This window comes from Williamsia herbipolensis (assembly GCF_000964005.1).
GTDB lineage: Bacteria > Actinomycetota > Actinomycetes > Mycobacteriales > Mycobacteriaceae > Williamsia_A > Williamsia_A herbipolensis.
Genome location: NZ_JXYP01000021.1, coordinates 114,974 through 131,701, shown reverse-complemented (window position 1 = coordinate 131,701; position 16,728 = coordinate 114,974). Strand labels below are relative to the sequence as shown.

Genomic DNA, 16,728 nt, shown 5'->3' with positions numbered 1-16,728 from the left:
GACTCGATAGGCTCGACGGGTGGTGGGCACCGAGGATCGACGTGGAGCGCGGTGGGTGCTGCACATCGACATGGATGCCTTCTTCGCCTCGGTCGAGCAGCTGACCCGTCCCACCCTGCGCGGCCGTCCGGTGCTGGTCGGCGGGGTCGGTGGCCGAGGTGTGGTCGCCGGAGCGAGTTACGAGGCGCGGCGCTTCGGTGCGCATTCGGCGATGCCCATGCATCAGGCGCGCAGACTGATCGGGTCGTCGGCGGTGGTCGTGCCACCCCGCGGCGCGGTCTACCGCGTGGTCAGCGCCCGGGTGTTCGCGATGATCCGCGAGGCGATACCGGTCATCGAGATGCTGTCCTTCGACGAGGCGTTCGGTGAACCCGAGGCCCTCGTCGGCGCCGCACGCAGCGACGTGATCACGTTCGCCGAGCAGATCCGGTCGCGGATCGCCGACGAACTGGGCCTGGCCGCGTCGATCGGGGCGGGCAGTGGGAAGCAGATCGCCAAGATCGCCTCGGGGATGGCGAAACCCGATGGCGTGACGGTGATCTCACCCGGATCCGAGCAGGAGTTCCTCCGCCCGCTGTCGGTGCGGAAGTTGTGGGGCATCGGACCGGTGGCCGGCGACCGGCTGCATCGCCTGGGCATCGACACCATCGGCGATCTCGCCGACCTGTCACCGATGGAGGTGGCGTCGGTGCTCGGCTCGACGGTGGGTCCGGCGCTGCACCGACTGGCGCAGGGGTTCGACGACCGACAGGTCGCCGAACGGACCTCGGCGAAACAGATCAGCGCCGAATCGACCTTCGCCGACGACGTCGTGACGATGCCGCGACTGCGGGAGGCCATCGCGACCTCGGCCGCGTCGGCGCACCGGCGCCTTCTCGACGACGGCCGCGGGGCGCGCACGGTCGTCCTCAAACTCAAGAAGTCCGACATGTCGGTGCTCACCCGGTCGACCACCTTCGCCCCGGCGACCACCGACCTCGCGACCCTGGCCGCAGCGGCGCAGCGCCTCGCCCTCGACCCCGTCGACATCGGACCCGTTCGCCTTGTCGGCGTGGGGTTCTCCGGCCTCACCACCGACGAACAGTTCCTGCTCTTCGGCGGCGACGCCTCCGACCGCGCGGTGACCACCGCCGAAGCCCCCGAGGAGCCGGTCATCGTCACCGCCGTCGACGGTGTGGACCCCGCCGAGCCGCTACCGGGCGGTCCGGTCGCCGAGGTGGGGGTGCAGAAGGCGTCGGGTCGTGTCGTGGGTCCCGACGGTGCGGTGACGTGGGCGACCGGAACCGACGTGACGCATCCCGACTTCGGCCACGGCTGGGTGCAGGGCAGTGGCCACGGCGTCGTGTCGGTCCGGTTCGAGACCCGCGCGACCGGGCCCGGCCGCACCGCGACGTTCCCCTCCGACACCGCCGACCTGACGGCCGCCGATCCACTCGCCAGCCTCGACTGGACATGACTCAGCGGTCAGGCGCCGTCCGCCGCGACCGGTCCGGCCGCGAAGAACGCCGCGATCCCGTCGTGATCGGCGCCGGCCGACAGGAGCGCCGCCAACGCCACCCGCGCCTGCGGCGGACGCAACCACGGTGACACGATCGCCCCTGCGGCCACGAGATCGACCGCGCCACCGCCGCCGCCGTAGGTGGCGACCACCTCCCCGAACGGCACGCGGGTCGAGATGACCGTCGCCACGCCCCGGCTGATCGCGTCGGCCACCGCGTCACGCACACCGGGACCGACGTTGCCCGATCCGAGGCCGGCGACCACGAGCCCGCGGGCCCCGGATGCGACCAGGTGCGCGATGACGTCGGGCGCGAACCCCGGGTGGACGGTGACGATGTCGACCCGAGCACTCACGGGGGAGAGCGCGCCGACATCGATCCGCGGACGCGCGAGCCCGGGTGCGGCGCAGTCGAAGGCGCGGAGGTCCGATGCGCTGACCTTGACCGTCCCCCGCGCGGGCAGGACACGACCGCCGAACGCCACCAGCACCCCGCGCGACCGGGAGTCCGGGTCGGCGGCGCACGCGACGGCCGCGGCGAGATTGGCAGGACCGTCGGCGCCCTTGGCATCCGATGGCCGTTGCGCGCCGGTGAACACCACGGGGCGGGGGTCGTCGATGACCAGGTCGGCGAGCATCGCCGATTCCTCGAGCGTGTCGGTGCCATGGGTCACCACGACACCGGCGACCGCGGGGTCGGCGAGTTCGGTGGAGATCGCCCGCACAAGGGTCCACTGGTCGTCGGGTGTCATCGCCGAACTGTCGAGCGAGAGCACTGTCCGCGGACGCACCGCGACGCCGGAGACAGGGGAACCGGCGCGATCGGCCCGCACCAGATCCCGGACGTCGACCGCGGGCACGACACCGCCCGCACCGTGCTGCGACGCGATGGTCCCGCCGGTGCCGAGTACCGCGATGACAGGTGTGACCGACATGGGACGAAAGCTTGCTGACCTCGGTCGTCGTGGTCAAATCCGGGCCAGGAGGCGTGTGCGGTTCGCCCGATTGTCGTTCGCCCACACATCGGTTTGGCATAGTGGTGTCCGATCCGGGGGGAACGTGGTCGTCCGCGACCGCCCCCATCGGTACACATGAGTCCCCGGGCTCGACGACATCGGCGCAGCATGTCGGTGGCCCCGTGCCGCCGGCCCCGGGTTCGTCAGCCCTGACGACGACAGACGAGAAGAGGACATTTCGTGAAGCTCCAGAAGATCGCCACCGCAGGCCTGGCCGTCGCAGCCGTGTTCATGATCGGTGCGTGCAGCGACAACTCCGACGACGGGACGACCGCGCAGCCCACGTCGACCACGAGCTCGTCGACCGCGTCGGGCGACACCGGCGGCACCTCGGTGACCGACCCCTCGAAGCCGCCGAGTGCCTCCACGCTCAACGGACTGCTGGAGAAGGCCCTCAACCCGAGCGTGCCGGCGAGCGAGAAGACCGATCTCGTCCAGGGCTCCGACGCCGACCCGCAGCTGTTCGACAAGCTCGTGAAGGCCCGTCAGGACAACCCCGACATCACCTACTCGCTGCAGGCCCCGGTCATCGCGACCGGCAACGGCCAGGCGACGGTCAAGGTGAAGGTCAAGCTGCCCAACGTGCCCGAGCAGACCGTCGACGCCGCGATCGTCTACGACAGCGGCAAGTGGAAGCTCGCCAAGACCACGGTGTGCCCGCTGCTGCTCGCCAACAACGTGCAGAGCGCCATGTGCCCGGCGGCCAACTGACCCCGTCCCGCACACCGCTCGCAGCGACTGCCCCCGAACCCCACGGTTCGGGGGCAGTCGTGTGTCAGCGGGTCGTCTCCCAGCGGATGTCGACGCCGGTCTTCTGGACGAGCGGCCGGGCGGGATCCGACCCGACCAGTGACCGGCCGCCGTCGATCGTCAGCTCGCCGCTGATCGGCAGCCCGCGCGTCAGGTCGAGGGTCATCGAGCCCGACCCGGCCATCGTGTACGAGGCGATGGTGAGTGTCTGATCGGATCCGGGGATGGTGAACACCGCGTTCACCGGTTCCTCGTCGACGGTGACATCGATCTGGAGTGTCGATCCGGTGCGTGCGCGCAGCGTCGAGGTGATGGTCTGCCGCACCGTGGCCGCGCCGGTGATCGTGCGTACCGACCGCCAGCGCGCGCCCACGCCGATCGGGTCGCGGGGGAGTGTCACCGACCGCTGCAGCGCCTGCACCAGGGTCTGTTCGATCGCCGAGCGGGCGGTGTCGTCGGCCGCGGCGGCGGGCACGATGCGCAGGGCGATCGGCACCGACCCGGCCGCGACCGCGAGACCCGCCCGCGAGCCGCGGACCGCGGCGAGCGACCTCGACAGGTCCGGCGACGGCGACGACGCGGCGCCGAGGGTGAGTTCGATGTCGGTCGGGTCGCCGCACAGCACCTGCGCGGTGATCGGCAGGTCCACGGTCTGGGCGTCGTCGCTCGGTGCCTGTCCCTGCGAGAGGCTCGTCGACGACGACGTCGTGACCAGCCGGACCTGCTGGGCCGAGGCGGTGCTCGGCGCGCCTACCGGTGCGAGACGCGGCGCGGCGCCTGCGTCGAGGACCTCGACCGTCGCCGGCGGCACCGGCAGCAGCGACGCACCGGACGCGCCGACGGTCGACTCGGTCGTGCACCCCGCGGCCGCCGAGGAACTGCTCGCGCCGTCGGGGCCGGGATCACCGGAACCGCACCCGGCCACGACCGCCGTGATCACCGCGCACACCCCCACTGCCTGCGCTCGACGGAGAAGGGGGCGGGTGATGAGGGCGTCGGGCACGCATTGAAGGTTATCGACTCCGCTTAGGGGACAATGGTCGGCGTGAGCAACGACCCGACCGATGAACCCGCCGGACCCGACACCACCGCCGGAGTCGGTGGGTCCGCCGATGCCACCGCCACGAGCCGACCGGCGCCGCGATCGACGAGAATGATCGCGTTGCTGCCCGCGGTCGCGCTGTTCGTCCTGGTGGCCGATCTGGTGACGAAGATCGTGGTCGTCGCGACCATCGATCCGCTGCGTCCCATCTCGATCATCGGCGACACCGTCACGCTGCGCCTGGTTCGCAACTCCGGCGCCGCGTTCTCCATGGCCACCGGTTACACCTGGATCCTGACGATCGTCGCGCTCGCGGTCGTCGTCGGCATCATCCGGTACAGCTCCCGTCTGCGGTCTCCGCTGTGGGCGCTGGGCCTCGGGCTGATCCTCGGCGGCGCGCTGGGCAACCTGGTCGACCGTCTGTTCCGCGATCCCGGCCCGCTCCGCGGGCATGTGGTCGACTTCGTGTCCATCGGCTGGTGGCCGGTGTTCAACGTGGCCGACTCGGCGGTGGTGTGCGGCGCGGTCCTGCTGGTCGGCCTGACGCTGTTCGGGGTCGAACTCGACGGCACGCGGGCGTCGACCCGCACCCGCGACGACGCGCGCACGCCGGTGGCGCCTGATGCGTGAGAGCCGGTCGATGCCCGTCCCCGACGGCATCGACGGCATGCGACTCGACGCCGGTGTCTCGCGAATGATGGGGTTCTCGCGCACCGCGGTCGCCGCGCTCGCCGACAACGGCGACGTGCAGGTCGACGGCACCGCCGTCGGCAAGTCCCATCGACTCACCGCGGGCGCCTGGCTCGAGGTCCTGCTGCCCGAGCCGGCACGCCCGGTCGAGAACCTGGTGCAGCCGATCGAGAACATGGACATCCTGTTCGCCGACGACGACATCGTGGTGGTCGACAAGCCGGTCGGTGTGGCCGCGCACGCCTCGGTCGGATGGACCGGACCGACGGTGATCGGTGGTCTGGCCGCCGCCGGGTATCGCATCTCCACCTCCGGCGCGCACGAGCGACAGGGCATCGTGCACCGTCTCGACGTCGGCACGTCCGGGGTGATGGTGGTCGCGACGTCGGAGCGCGCCTACACACTGCTCAAGCGGGCCTTCAAGGAGCGCACGGTCGACAAGCGCTATCACGCCCTGGTGCAGGGCCACCTCGACCCGTCGAGCGGCACCATCGACGCCGCCATCGGCCGCCATCCGGGCAACGAGTGGAAGTTCGCCGTGACGACCGCGGGCAAGCCCAGCGTCACCCACTACGACACCCTCGAGATGTTCGCCGCGGCCAGCCTCCTCGACGTCCACCTCGAGACCGGTCGCACCCACCAGATCCGCGTGCACTTCTCGGCGATGCACCACCCGTGCTGTGGAGACCTCACCTACGGCGCCGATCCGGCGTTGGCCGCCCGCCTCGGGCTCGAACGTCAATGGCTGCACGCCCGCGCGTTGTCGTTCGCCCACCCCTCCGACGGGCGGCTGGTCGAGTTCACCAGCCCCTACCCGGACGATCTCCGGGGTGCGTTGGACGTCCTGCGTGCGACCTGACGGTCTGCGCCGCGCGTTCGGGTCGATCGCCGTGTGCGCGGTCGTCGTGTTGGTCGTCCTCGGCGGTCTGTACGCCCTGGGCGCGGCCCATCCGCCCCGACGTCCCGCGGTCACCACCGACCGACTCGGTCCCACCGGCGGGCAGTCGGTCGACGAGTACATCGCCGCCGCCTCGGCCGGGACCGCGCGGGCCACGGGCACCCGGTGGGCGCTGGTGTCGCCACGAGCACCCCTCGACGACGACACCGCGTGGTCGCTGATCGCCCGTACGGGACCGTCGCGGGTCGCGTTCCACGTCACGGTCGACGCGGTCGCCACACCGACCACGTTCGAACCCCTCACCCGGGATCGGGGATCGCTGCAGACCGCGCGCGACCTCGCCGTCGACGACGTCGAGCGGACGGTCGGTCCCGACGCGGTGGGGCGCGATCGACAGATCGCCACACTCGTGCGGTCACGGCTCAGCGCGGGATGCGCGTGCGTGGTCGCCCTCGTCGTGCGCGGTGACGCCGACCGGTTGCGCGTGATCGCGGGCGACCGGCGGGTCCGTGCGGTCGAGGTCCTCCCGGCCGACGCGGGCGGGCGGTTCACCGTCGGGGCGCTGCTCCCCGAACAGTCCGATCGTGTCGGTCCGCTCTCCGACACCGCTCCGGTGCCCGCAGGCTGACCCATGGCTCGAGTCCCACGCGTCACAGCCCGCTCGGCGTGTCGCGGTGTGTCGGCGGTGTGCACACGACCGGCGGACGCCCGCACTGTGTGGCTCACCGGTCTTGTGGGTGCCCGCACCTAAACTGGACGACACGTCGCAGCCGGCCATCGGACCGCGCGCGGCAGTGCATCGGCGGGGACCCCGCAGCGTTCGTCGAGAGGTATTCCACGTGTCGGATTCGTTCGTCCATCTGCACAACCACACCGAGTACTCCATGCTCGACGGGGCCGCGAAGGTGGCGCCGATGTTCGCCGAGGCCAAACGTCTCGGGATGACCGCCATCGGCATGACCGACCACGGGAACATGTTCGGCGCCAGCGAGTTCTACAACGTCGCCAAGGATCACGACATCACGCCGATCATCGGCATCGAGGCCTACATCGCCCCCGCCTCGCGCTTCGACACCAAACGCGTCCTGTGGGGCGACCGCGACCAGAAGAGCGACGACGTCTCCGGTAGCGGCGCCTACACCCACATGACGATGGTCGCCGAGAACGCGACCGGCCTGCGCAACCTGTTCACCCTGAGCTCGCTGGCGTCGATCGAGGGTCAGCTCGGCAAGTGGGCCCGCATGGACGCCGAACTCATCGCCGCCCACGCCGAGGGGATCATCGCCACGACCGGCTGCCCGTCGGGTGAGGTCCAGACCCGGCTGCGGCTCGGCCATCAGCGCGAGGCCCTCGAGGCCGCCGCGAAGTGGCAGGACATCTTCGGCAAGGAGAACTTCTACCTCGAGTTGATGGAGCACGGCCTCGAGATCGAGCGCCGCGTCCGCGACGGTCTGCTCGAGATCGGCAGGCAGCTCGGCATCAAGCCGATCGTCACCAACGACTGCCACTACGTCACCAAGGGTCACGCGGTGACCCACGAGGCGCTGCTGTGCATCCAGACCGGCAAGACGCTGTCGGATCCCACGCGCTTCAAGTTCGACGGCGACGGGTACTACCTGAAGTCGGCCGCGGAGATGCGCGAGCAGTGGGACGACGTGGTGCCCGGCGCCTGCGACAACACCGTCGAGATCGGTGAGCGGGTCCAGAGCTACGCCGAGGTGTTCACCCCGCGCGACCGGATGCCGATCTTCCCGGTGCCCGAGGGCGACACCCAGGAGACGTTCCTGCGCAAGGAGGTCACCGCGGGGTTGGCCCGGCGTTTCCCCGACGCACCCGTGCCGCAGGACTACACCGACCGCGCGAACTACGAACTCGACGTCATCATCCAGATGGGCTTTCCCGCCTACTTCCTCGTCGTCGGCGACCTCATCCGGCACGCCCATGAGGTCGGGATCCGCGTCGGCCCCGGCCGCGGCAGCGCCGCCGGATCGCTCGTCGCGTGGGCGCTGGGCATCACCAACATCGATCCCATCCCGCACGGTCTGCTCTTCGAGCGGTTCCTCAACCCCGAGCGTGTGTCGATGCCCGACATCGACATCGACTTCGACGACCGTCGCCGCGGGGACATGGTCCGCTACGCGACCGAACGCTGGGGCAGCGACAAGGTCGCCCAGGTCATCACCTTCGGCACCATCAAGACCAAGGCCGCGATCAAGGACTCGGCGCGGGTGCAGTTCGGTCAGCCCGGCTACGCTATCGCCGACCGGATCACCAAGGCGCTGCCGCCGCCCATCATGGCCAAGGACATATCGGTCGCCGGGATCACCGACCCCGACCACGATCGCTACGGCGAGGCCTCGGAGGTCCGTGCGCTCATCGAGACCGACCCCGACGTCAAGAAGATCTACGACACCGCACTGGGTCTCGAGGGACTGATCCGCAACGCCGGCGTGCACGCCTGCGCGGTGATCATGTCCTCGGAGCCGCTCACCGAGGCGATCCCGGTGTGGAAACGCGCCCAGGACGGTGCCATCATCACCGGCTGGGACTACCCGTCGTGTGAGGCCATCGGGCTGCTCAAGATGGACTTCCTCGGGCTGCGCAACCTGACGGTCATCAACGACGCGCTCGAGAACATCACCACCAACCGCGGCATCGAGATCGACATGGACACGCTGCCCCTCGACGACACCACGACCTACGAGTTGATGGCGCGCGGGCAGACCCTCGGCGTGTTCCAGCTCGACGGTGGGCCGATGCGTGAACTGCTCAAACGCATGCAGCCCACCACCTTCGAGGACATCGTCGCCGTCGGCGCCCTCTACCGGCCCGGCCCCATGGGCATGAACGCCCACAACGACTACGCCGACCGCAAGAACGGTCGACAGGACGTCAAGCCGATCCACCCCGAGCTGGCCGAACCCCTCAAGGACATCCTCGGCGACACCTACGGCCTCATCGTCTACCAGGAGCAGATCATGCAGATCGCTCAGAAGGTGGCCGGGTACTCGCTGGGTCGAGCCGACATCCTGCGTCGCGCGATGGGCAAGAAGAAGGCGTCGGTGCTGGCCCAGGAGTTCGAGGGGTTCGAGGCGGGCATGGTCGCCAACGGCTTCTCCAAGGCGGCCATCAAGGCGCTCTGGGACACCATTCTCCCGTTCGCCGGCTACGCGTTCAACAAGTCCCACGCGGCCGCCTACGGTTTGGTGTCGTACTGGACCGCGTACCTGAAGGCCAACTACCCGGCCGAGTTCATGGCGGGACTGCTCACCTCGGTCGGCGACGACAAGGACAAGGCCGCGATCTACCTCGCCGACTGCCGCAAGCTGGGCATCACGGTCCTCCCGCCCGACGTCAACGAGTCGCAGCGGTACTTCGCCGCCGTCGGCGAGGACATCCGCTTCGGCCTGGTCGCGGTGCGCAACGTGGGGACGAACGTGGTCACCGCGATCCTCGCCGCGCGTGAGGAGAAGGGGAAGTTCCACAGCTTCTCGGACTACCTCGGCAAGATCGACGTCACCGCGTGCAGCAAGAAGGTCACCGAATCCCTCATCAAGGCAGGCGCTTTCGACTCGCTGGGACACCCCCGCAAGGGGTTGTTCCTGGTGCACGTCGACGCCGTCGACGCGGTGCTGGGCACGAAGAAGGCCGAGGCCGTCGGCCAGTTCGACCTGTTCGGTGACGCCGGCGGTGCCGACGACGCCGGTGCGGTGATCGACGACGTCTTCGCCGTCCGGGTGCCCGATGAGGAGTGGGACACCAAGCACAAGCTCGCGCTCGAACGGGAGATGTTGGGGCTCTACGTGTCCGGGCATCCGCTCGGCGGCATCGAGCACGTCATCTCGGCGCAGACCGACACCTCGCTGACCAGCCTGCTGGAGAAGAACGTCTCCGACGGCGCGCAGATCGTCATCGGCGGCATCATCTCCGCGGTCACCCGACGAGTCAACAAGAAGGGCGAGCCGTACGCGGTGGTCACCCTCGAGGATCTCGTCGGTGGTGTGGAGGTGTACTTCTTCCCGCGCGCGTTCCAGGCCTACGGGATGGACATCGTGGCCGACGCGGTGGTGCTCATCAAGGCCCGGGTCAACATCCGCGACGACGACAACATGATGATCAGCGCCAACGATCTGGCGGTGCCCGACCTCTCACACGTGGGGGAGGCGCGCCCGCTCGCCCTGACGATGTCGACACGACTGTGCACGCAGGACCGGGTGAGTGCCCTCAAGCAGGTGCTGATCCGTCATCCGGGGACCTCGGATGTCCACGTGCGGCTCATCAGCGGCGAGTCGGCGACCACGCTGCGACTCGACAACAACCTCCGGGTGACGCCGAGTTCGGCTCTGATGGGCGACCTGAAGGCGCTTCTCGGGCCGACCTGCCTCAGCGGCTAGTCGCGCGGAGGGTCGCACCGAGGCGTCCGGACCACCAGACCGCGGTGGCGGCGACGGTCACGGCCCACGCGGTGACCTCGCCGGAGCCGGTGATCACGCCGACGACGACGGCGACCACGAGGGCGGTGAGCACCGCGGCCGCCTTGTGCACCGGCCACGCGACACCGGCGATCGAGACGGTGGGCGCCGCGGCCCGCTCGGAACGAGCGGGTGCGGTGTTCACGCTGATCGTCGTCATGGGCGGGTGGCCTCCTGGGTGCGGGCGCGACGGGCGTCGTCGGGGTGTGCGAACACCAGTGTACCGCCCCCTCGAGCAAAAGTTTTCGGGTAGCCGAAACCAGGCGATCTCGGCATGTCGCCGCAGCTCAGGATCGGTTGTGCGGACGCCCTCGCCGCGGTCGGTGTTTCGCTAGAGTCGATGGTGCTCGACAGCACGCCGATCCGACCGACAAAGGAGATCCGCCATGCCGCTCGAAGGTGAATACGCCCCGAGTACCAGCGACTGGGCCCGTGAACAGGCCGAGAAGATCGAGAACTCGAACGGCACCGAGGCCACGGAGATGAACGGCATGCCGGTCATCCTGCTCACCACCGTCGGCAACAAGACCGGGAAGCTCCGCAAGACCCCGCTCATGCGGGTCGAGCACGACGGTGCCTACGCCGCGGTCGCCTCGCTCGGCGGCGCACCCAAGCATCCCGTCTGGTACCACAACGTCGCCGCCAACCCGCACGTCGAACTCCGCGACGGTGAGCTCGTCCAGGACATGGTGGCCCGGGAGGTGTTCGGCGGCGAGAAGCAGATCTGGTGGGACCGCGCAGTCGAGGCCTACCCGCCGTATGCGGAGTACCAGGAGAAGACCGACCGCCAGATCCCGGTGTTCGTCCTCGAGGCCACACCCGAGAGCTGATCGCCGTGATCGGCGCGGATGGTGAGACGATGGGAGCGTGAGCAGTCCGCCGCGCCTCGTCACCCCGTCCGCACCGACCCTGGACGTCGAGTCGATCCGTGCTGCCGCGGACCGCGCGAAGGTGGTGGTCGACCGCACCCCGTTGCAGGCGAACGCGCGCCTGTCGGCGGCGACCGGGGCGCAGGTGTACCTCAAGCGCGAGGACCTGCAGTCGGTGCGGTCGTACAAGATCCGCGGCGCCTACAACACGATGGGATTGTTGACCGCCGAGGAGTTGGCGGCCGGTGTCGTCGCGGCGAGCGCGGGCAACCACGCACAGGGCGTCGCCTACGCCTGTAAGTCGATGGGGGTGCGGGGACGCATCTACGTACCCACCACCACTCCGAAGCAGAAGCGTGACCGGATCCTGTGGCACGGGGGTGATTTCATCGAGCTGATCCCCGTCGGGGACACCTACGACGCGGCCGCGGCCGCGGCGCAGGCCGACGTGATGACCTCCGGCGCCACCTGGATCCACGCGTTCGACGATGTCCGCACCGCGGCCGGACAGGGCACCATCGCGCTCGAGATCGTCGAGCAACTCGGCCGTGTGCCCGATGTGGTTCTCGCGCCTGTCGGCGGCGGCGGATGTCTGGCCGGGATGGCGACCTACCTCCGGGCCCTCGACCCCGACGTCGTCCTCGTCGGTGTCGAGCCGACGGGCGCGGCATCACTGGCCGCGGCTCTGGTGCACGGCGGTCCGGTGACCCTCGACGTGATCGACCCGTTCGTGGACGGTGCGGCGGTCAAGCGCGTCGGTGACCTTGCGCATCGCGTGCTGTCACCGTTGTCCCCAACGGTCGCCGACCACCCCGATCTCCCTGCTGCACTGACCATCTCGCCGTCGCGACGGGATCTGAGCCCGGGTAGCGCCCACATCGTCCACGTCGACGAGGGTGCGTTGTGTTCGGTGATGCTGGAGCTCTACCAGGACGACGGCATCATCGCCGAGCCGGCCGGGGCGCTGGCGGTGGCGGGTCTCGACGGTCTGCGCTTCGCACCCGGGACGACGGTGGTGTCACTGCTCTCCGGCGGCAACAACGATGTCTCCCGGTACGGCGAGATCATCGAGCGTTCGCTCGTCCACCGCGGCCTCAAGCACTACTTCCTCGTCGACTTCCCGCAGGAGCCCGGCGCATTGCGTGGCTTCCTCGACGAGGTCCTCGGTCCCGACGACGACATCACCCTGTTCGAGTACGTCAAACGCAACAACCGCGAGACCGGTGCCGCTCTCGTCGGCGTCCAGCTGAACTCTGCTGATGGACTGTCGCCCTTGCTCGACCGCATGACGGAGTCGCGCCTCACGGCCGAGCGTCTGGTACCCGGGTCACCGGCCTACCGCTACCTGACCTGAGCGACCCACCTACGGCTCAGGCGTGCGCCGCGGATCTGCTTCACCGGAACCGAGAGTCGACGAGTTGGTCAGCAATGTTTCCCGCTGAGCGGGAAACATCGCTGACTATGGTGGGTTGACACCCGCATGCCGGATCCTCAGGCGGCGGGCACCAGAGAGGTGAGGATGTCGGCGACGATGCGGTGCGATTCGAGGCGGGCATCGAAATCGGCCAGGGTCGAGCTGATCATGATCTCGTCGGCTCCGGTGGAGTCGACGAGAATCCGCAACTCGGTCGCCACATGGTCGCGGCCGCCGACGATCCAGGCCGAACTCGTCTCCGCGACAGCCGATTCCTGCATCGGGGTCAGCGGCGTGGCCGCGGCCTGCTCCGCCGTCGGGTAGCGCCCGGCGGTCCCGCTGCGCAACCGTGCCATCGCCAGGCGCTGCGGACCGGCGTGGTAGCGGGCGGTCTCGTCGTCGGACGCCGCGACGACGGTCGCGGTGACCATGGCGTACGGGGCGTCGAGGACGGCGCTCGGCCGGAAGTTGTCGCGATAGGTCGCCAGCGCCGCGAAGGTCTCGCGCGGCGCGAAGTGGCGGGCGAACGCGAACGGCAGACCGAGCAACGCCGCCAGTTGTGCGCTGTACGTGGACGACCCGAGCAACCACATGTCGGGCGATGCGCCCTCACCGGGGACGGCGGTGATGGCCGAGTACGGGTGCTCGTCGGGGAACGCGCCGGCCAGGAACGCCCGTAGCTGCGCGAGCTCCTGGGGGAAGTCATCGGCCGAGAGCGCTCCTGGCGCGCGGCGCAGCGCGTGCGCGGTGACCTGATCGGTGCCCGGCGCGCGACCGATCCCGAGGTCGATCCGACCGGGGAACAGGGCGTCGAGAGTGCCGAACTGCTCGGCGATCACCAGCGGCGCGTGGTTGGGCAGCATGATGCCGCCCGATCCGACACGGAGCGTCTGGGTGGCTCGCGCGACCTGACCGATCACGATGGCGGGACTGGAGCTGGCGATGCCGGGCATGTTGTGGTGCTCGGCGAGCCAGAACCGTCGATAACCCCACCCCTCGACGGCGACCGCGAGGGCGACGGCGTTCTGCAGGGCCTGACCGACGGTGGTGCCCTCGACGACGGGTGCGATGTCCAGGACGGAGTAGGGAACGCTCATGGTGGGTGCAACACCCACGGTCATGCCGGTATTTCGCCCCCGTCTGCTCGTCGAACCCTCTACGCGTCGATCCGCCGCCCGATGACGACGTTGTGGCCGGTCGAGGCGAAGCCGGTGTCGGTGGTGGTGACGGGATCCCAGAGCAGCACCGGTTCGAGCGCGATCGGCACGACGGTGTCGGCGGGGGACAGCACGACGACGGTCGACAGCTCTCCCCGGTGCATCGCGAACCAGCCCGCGTCGGCGTCGAACTCGACCTCCACCGAGGTCAGTGAGTTCGCGGCGATGTCCGGCGAGCCGGCGCGGAGTGCGATGAGCGACCGGTAGAACTCGAGGATGCGTCGGTGCGCCGGCTCGTCGGGTTCGGACCAGTCAAGCTTCGACCGGGTGAACGTCGCCGGATCCTGTGGATCGGGGATCTCCTCGGCGTCCCATCCGTGGTCGGCGAACTCCTTGATGCGGCCGGTCGCGGTGGCCTCTCCCAGTTCGGGTTCGGGGTGGGACGTGAAGAACTGGAACGGCGTGCTCGCGCCCCACTCCTCGCCCATGAACAGCATGGGGGTGAACGCCGAGGTCAGCACCAGGGCCGCCTTGATGGCGAGTTGCCCCGGGGTCAGATAGGCGGTGGGGCGGTCACCGATGGCGCGGTTGCCGATCTGGTCGTGGTTGCAGGTGTAGACCACGAGCGACGTCGACGGCACCACCGCGGGGTCGATGGGGCGACCGTGGCGACGCCGGCGGAACGAGGAGTATGTCGCCGCGTGGAAGAAACCCCCGGTGAGAACGGTGGCGAGGCATTCGTAGCTCCCGAAATCGCCGTAGTAGCCCTGCCGTTCGCCCGAGACCGTGGTGTGGATCGCGTGGTGGACGTCGTCGTCCCACTGGGCGGCGAGGCCGTAGCCGCCGAGGCCGCGGTCGGTGATCAGTCGTGGGTCGTTCAGGTCGCTCTCGGCGATCAGCGACAGCGGACGCCCGAGTTCTGCCGCCAGCGCGTCGGTGCGGACGGCGAGTTCCTCGAGCAGGTGGATGGCGGTGTGGTCCACCAGGGCGTGGACGGCGTCCAATCGCAGTGCGTCGACGTGGAATTCGCGCAACCAGCGCAGCGCGTTGTCGAGGATGTACTCCCGCACGGGGTCCGACTGCGCCTGGTCGAGGTTGAGTGACTGGCCCCAGGTGTTGGCGCCGTCGGTGAGGTACGGCCCGAAGCGGGGGAGGTAGTTGCCCGATGGGCCGAGGTGGTTGTAGACGACATCGAGCACCACCCCGAGACCGCGGGTGTGGCAGGCGTCCACGAACCGTGCGAATCCCGCGGGTCCGCCGTAGATCTCGTGGACGGCGTACCACGCGACGCCGTCGTAACCCCAGTTGTGCGTGCCGTTGAACCCGTTGACGGGCATCACCTCGACGAACCCGACGCCCAGATCGACGAGGTGGTCGAGCCGTTCGACGGCCGAGTCGAAGGTCCCGCCGGGGGTGAAGGTGCCCATGTGCAGCTCGTAGATCACCGCTCCTGCGATGGCGCGACCCTGCCACTCCCCGTCGGTCCACAGGTCCTCGTCGACGGTGAACGGTGCGGACAGGCCGTGGACGCCGTCGGGCAGGCGGGGTGAGCGCGGGTCGGGGAGCACGTCCCCGCCCGCCCCGCTGCTCTGGTCACCGTCGATCACGAACCCGTACCGGCCGGGACCCGTTGGTGCCGTTGATGTCCGCCACCACGGTCCGTCGGCCTGCATCGCGACGGGGGCGCCGTCGTCGATCACCACCGACACACTCGTCGCGTCCGGTGCCCACACCTCGTACGTCTGCTGCTGTGCCACGTCTCGACCGTAGCCGCCCCGGGTGCCCGGGGTGCGGTTTAGTCGCCGAGGCGCTCGCCGGTGGTCGGGTGGAACAGGTGCACGGTCGGTTCGGTCTGTCGCAGCCGGATCTGCTCACCGATCTTGGCCGGCCCCCGCACGGCGGTGCGCGAGACGAGGGTGACCTCGCCGCCGTCGATGGTGCGCACGGCGGGATCGTCGACGGTCGCGTACACGTAGGTCTCGCTGCCCAGTTCCTCCAGCAGGCTCACGGTGGCCGGTACGCCTTCGCCGGAGTCGCCGAGGGTGAACGCCTCGGGGCGCACGCCGACGATGGCGGAGTCGAGACCGAGACGACCGATCTCGGCGAGAGCGGTGCGGGGGACGGCCACGGTGGCGCCGCCGATCGAGACGCCGTCGTCGGTGAGCGGCGCGGTGAACAGGTTCATGGCGGGCGAGCCGATGAACCCGGCCACGAACGCGTTCACGGGTCGGTCGTACAGCTCGGTGGGCGAGCTGAACTGCTGCAGCTTCCCGTCGCGGAGCACCGCGACGCGGTCGCCCATCGTCATGGCCTCCACCTGATCGTGGGTGACGTAGACGGTGGTGGTGCCGAGGCGACGCTGCAGGGCGGCGATCTGGGTGCGGGTCTGCACGCGGAGCTTGGCGTCGAGGTTGCTCAACGGCTCGTCCATGCAGAACACCTGCGGGTCGCGGACGATGGCGCGACCCATGGCGACGCGCTGACGCTGGCCGCCGGAGAGCTTGCCCGGCTTGCGGTCGAGGTAGTCGGTGAGGTCGAGCAGCTTGGCGGCCTCGGCGACCTTCTGCTTGCGTTCCTCGACGCCGATCCCGCGCATCTTCAGCGCGAAGCCCATGTTCTCGCCGACGGTCTTGTTGGGGTACAGCGCGTAGTTCTGGAAGACCATCGCGATGTCGCGATCCTTGGGTGCGACGCCGACCATGTTCGAGCCACCGATGGTGATCGCACCGCTGTCGATCTCCTCGAGGCCGGCGAGCATGCGCAGGGCGGTGGACTTGCCGGAACCGGACGGGCCGACGAGGACGACGAACTCACCGTCGGCGATGTCGAGATCGAGCGAGTCGACCGCGAGCTTGTCGGCGCCGGGGTAGACGCAGCACGCCTTGTCGTAGGTGATGGAAGCCATGGGTTTCTCCTGTGATT

General features: G+C 69.5%; 14 protein-coding genes. 8 read left to right on the top strand and 6 right to left on the bottom strand.

Annotated elements, in window-relative coordinates; genetic code table 11:
- The first annotated feature begins 70 nt into the window (after positions 1-70).
- The gene (locus TU34_RS11855; protein ID WP_045823283.1) at positions 71-1,456 is read left to right on the top strand and encodes a DNA polymerase IV; all 1,386 of its coding nucleotides are present in this window, start codon (positions 71-73) and stop codon (positions 1,454-1,456) included.
- An 8-nt stretch (positions 1,457-1,464) separates the two neighbouring features.
- On the opposite strand, the gene TU34_RS11850 is transcribed toward TU34_RS11855, so the two are convergent.
- The gene (locus TU34_RS11850; protein ID WP_045823068.1) at positions 1,465-2,433 is read right to left on the bottom strand and encodes an asparaginase; all 969 of its coding nucleotides are present in this window, start codon (positions 2,431-2,433) and stop codon (positions 1,465-1,467) included.
- A 261-nt stretch (positions 2,434-2,694) separates the two neighbouring features.
- On the opposite strand from TU34_RS11850, the gene TU34_RS11845 reads away from it, so the two are divergent.
- Positions 2,695-3,225, top strand: a complete 531-nt coding sequence (locus TU34_RS11845) for a WKL family lipoprotein (protein ID WP_238981264.1) — start codon at positions 2,695-2,697, stop codon at positions 3,223-3,225.
- A gap of 64 nt (positions 3,226-3,289) precedes the next feature.
- Here the strand turns inward: TU34_RS11845 and TU34_RS11840 are convergent, their stop codons facing one another.
- Positions 3,290-4,267: a hypothetical protein gene (locus TU34_RS11840; protein WP_238981263.1), complete on the bottom strand. Its 978-nt coding sequence runs from the start codon at positions 4,265-4,267 to the stop codon at positions 3,290-3,292.
- 33 nt (positions 4,268-4,300) lie between these two features.
- On the opposite strand from TU34_RS11840, the gene lspA reads away from it, so the two are divergent.
- From lspA to dnaE, 4 genes are all read left to right on the top strand, one after another.
- A complete protein-coding gene (gene lspA / locus TU34_RS11835) occupies positions 4,301-4,936 on the top strand; it encodes a signal peptidase II (protein ID WP_045823067.1) in 636 nt (211 codons plus the stop codon).
- The gene (locus TU34_RS11830) at positions 4,929-5,855 is read left to right on the top strand and encodes an RluA family pseudouridine synthase (protein WP_045823066.1); all 927 of its coding nucleotides are present in this window, start codon (positions 4,929-4,931) and stop codon (positions 5,853-5,855) included. Before lspA ends, TU34_RS11830 begins: the two co-directional genes overlap by 8 nt.
- Positions 5,845-6,522: a hypothetical protein gene (locus TU34_RS11825; protein ID WP_052688879.1), complete on the top strand. Its 678-nt coding sequence runs from the start codon at positions 5,845-5,847 to the stop codon at positions 6,520-6,522. The genes TU34_RS11830 and TU34_RS11825 overlap by 11 nt, the downstream gene beginning before the upstream one ends.
- A gap of 211 nt (positions 6,523-6,733) precedes the next feature.
- Positions 6,734-10,288, top strand: a complete 3,555-nt coding sequence (dnaE, locus tag TU34_RS11820) for a DNA polymerase III subunit alpha (RefSeq protein ID WP_045823065.1) — start codon at positions 6,734-6,736, stop codon at positions 10,286-10,288.
- Here dnaE and TU34_RS11815 read toward each other — a convergent pair.
- The gene (locus tag TU34_RS11815) at positions 10,278-10,526 is read right to left on the bottom strand and encodes a hypothetical protein (RefSeq protein ID WP_045823064.1); all 249 of its coding nucleotides are present in this window, start codon (positions 10,524-10,526) and stop codon (positions 10,278-10,280) included. The genes dnaE and TU34_RS11815 overlap by 11 nt on opposite strands.
- Before the next feature lie 226 nt (positions 10,527-10,752).
- Here TU34_RS11815 and TU34_RS11810 point away from each other — a divergent pair, with 226 nt between their 5' ends.
- On the top strand, positions 10,753-11,196 hold the full coding sequence (locus TU34_RS11810) for a nitroreductase family deazaflavin-dependent oxidoreductase (RefSeq protein WP_045823063.1): 444 nt from the start codon (positions 10,753-10,755) through the stop codon (positions 11,194-11,196).
- A gap of 37 nt (positions 11,197-11,233) precedes the next feature.
- Positions 11,234-12,589, top strand: coding sequence for a threonine ammonia-lyase IlvA (gene ilvA / locus TU34_RS11805; RefSeq protein ID WP_045823062.1), 1,356 nt, complete (start codon positions 11,234-11,236; stop codon positions 12,587-12,589).
- 137 nt (positions 12,590-12,726) lie between these two features.
- Here ilvA and TU34_RS11800 read toward each other — a convergent pair whose 3' ends face one another.
- From TU34_RS11800 to TU34_RS11790, 3 genes are read right to left on the bottom strand one after another with little or no spacing between them, the layout of a single operon-like run.
- Positions 12,727-13,746 carry an LLM class flavin-dependent oxidoreductase gene (locus TU34_RS11800; RefSeq protein WP_045823279.1) on the bottom strand — a complete coding sequence of 340 codons (1,020 nt, stop codon included), beginning with the start codon at positions 13,744-13,746 and terminating at the stop codon, positions 12,727-12,729.
- Positions 13,747-13,805: 59 nt separating this feature from the next.
- Positions 13,806-15,563 carry a malto-oligosyltrehalose trehalohydrolase gene (gene treZ, locus TU34_RS11795; RefSeq protein WP_150116501.1) on the bottom strand — a complete coding sequence of 586 codons (1,758 nt, stop codon included), beginning with the start codon at positions 15,561-15,563 and terminating at the stop codon, positions 13,806-13,808.
- A 38-nt stretch (positions 15,564-15,601) separates the two neighbouring features.
- Positions 15,602-16,711, bottom strand: coding sequence for an ABC transporter ATP-binding protein (locus TU34_RS11790; RefSeq protein ID WP_045823061.1), 1,110 nt, complete (start codon positions 16,709-16,711; stop codon positions 15,602-15,604).
- Positions 16,712-16,728 lie beyond the last annotated feature (17 nt).